The organism is Sphingomonas sp. ABOLE (assembly GCF_003950455.1).
Taxonomy (GTDB): domain Bacteria; phylum Pseudomonadota; class Alphaproteobacteria; order Sphingomonadales; family Sphingomonadaceae; genus Sphingomonas; species Sphingomonas trueperi.
Map to the genome: position 1 here is coordinate 1 of NZ_QQWY01000104.1, position 1,354 is coordinate 1,354.

Here is a 1,354-nt window from a genome sequence, read left to right on the forward strand (position 1 = left end):
CGGCTCGGCTTGCCGACGCCGGTGTACTGCAGGCCGGCGCGCTCGAGCTCCGCGGGCGGATAGATGTTGCGCAGGTCGACGAGGACCGGGCTGTTCAGGCTGTTCTTGATGCGGGTGAGGTCGAGCGCGCGGAACGCGTCCCACTCGGTGACGATCACCAGCGCGTCCGAACCCTCGGCCGCCGCATAGGGATTGGCGACGAATTCGACGTCGGTCAGCATCTTGCTCGCCTGCTCGACACCCTCGGGGTCATAGGCCTTCACCGTCGCGCCCGCATCCTGCAACGCGGCGATGATCGAGAGGCTGGGCGCGTCGCGCATGTCGTCGGTATTCGGCTTGAACGTCAGGCCGAGGATGCCGACGGTCTTGCCGCGCACGTCGCCGCCCATCGCCTTGATGACCTTGCGGCCCATCGCGCGCTTGCGGGCATCGTTCACCTGGACCGTCGCCTCGACGATGCGCAGCGGCGTCTCGTTGTCGGCGGCGGTCTTCATCAGCGCCAGCGTGTCCTTGGGGAAGCACGAGCCGCCATAGCCCGGGCCGGCATGGAGGAACTTGCCGCCGATACGATTGTCCATGCCGATGCCGCGCGACACTTCCTGCACGTCGGCGCCGACCTGCTCGCAAAGATCGGCGATCTCGTTGATGAAGGTGATCTTCACCGCGAGGAAGGCGTTGGCGGCATACTTGATCAGCTCGGACGTGCGGCGGCCGGTGAACAGCACCGGGGCCGACTGGTTGAGCGAGAGCGGGCGATAGATCTCGCGCATCACCTGGCGGGCGAATTCGTCATCGGTGCCGACGACGACGCGGTCGGGCCGCTTGAAGTCCTCGATCGCCGCGCCTTCGCGCAGGAATTCGGGGTTTGAGACGACCTTGGCGCCGCTGTCGGGGGCGACCTCGGCGATGATCCGCTCGACTTCGTCGCCGGTGCCGACGGGCACGGTCGACTTGGTGACGATCACGCTCGGCTTGGTCAGGTTCTCCGCGATTTCCCGCGCTGCAGCGAAGACATAGGAGAGATCGGCATGGCCGTCGCCGCGGCGGCTGGGCGTGCCCACGGCGATGAACACCGCATCGGCATCCTTCACCCCTTCGGCCAGGTCGGTCGTGAACGACAGGCGGCCTGCCTTGACGTTGCTCGCCACCAGCGCGTCGAGGCCCGGCTCGTAGATGGGCATCACATTCTGGTGGAGCAGTTCGATTTTCCGCGCGTCCTTGTCCACGCAGATGACTTCGTGGCCGAAGTCCGAGAAGCAGGCTCCAGATACCAGGCCCACATAGCCCGTGCCGATCATCGCAATGCGCACGATTTTCCCCTGTGCCGAAAGTGCTGTTTCCAGCGGTCCCGCAC

At 66.1% G+C, this 1,354-nt stretch carries 1 protein-coding gene; it reads right to left on the reverse strand.

Annotated features, from left to right (window positions below; translation table 11 throughout):
• Positions 1 to 1,310 (reverse strand): UDP-glucose/GDP-mannose dehydrogenase family protein (locus tag CA234_RS24065; protein ID WP_164521935.1); only part of this gene is annotated, 1,310 nt, incomplete at its 3' end.
• Between the last annotated feature and the right edge of the window lie 44 nt (positions 1,311 to 1,354).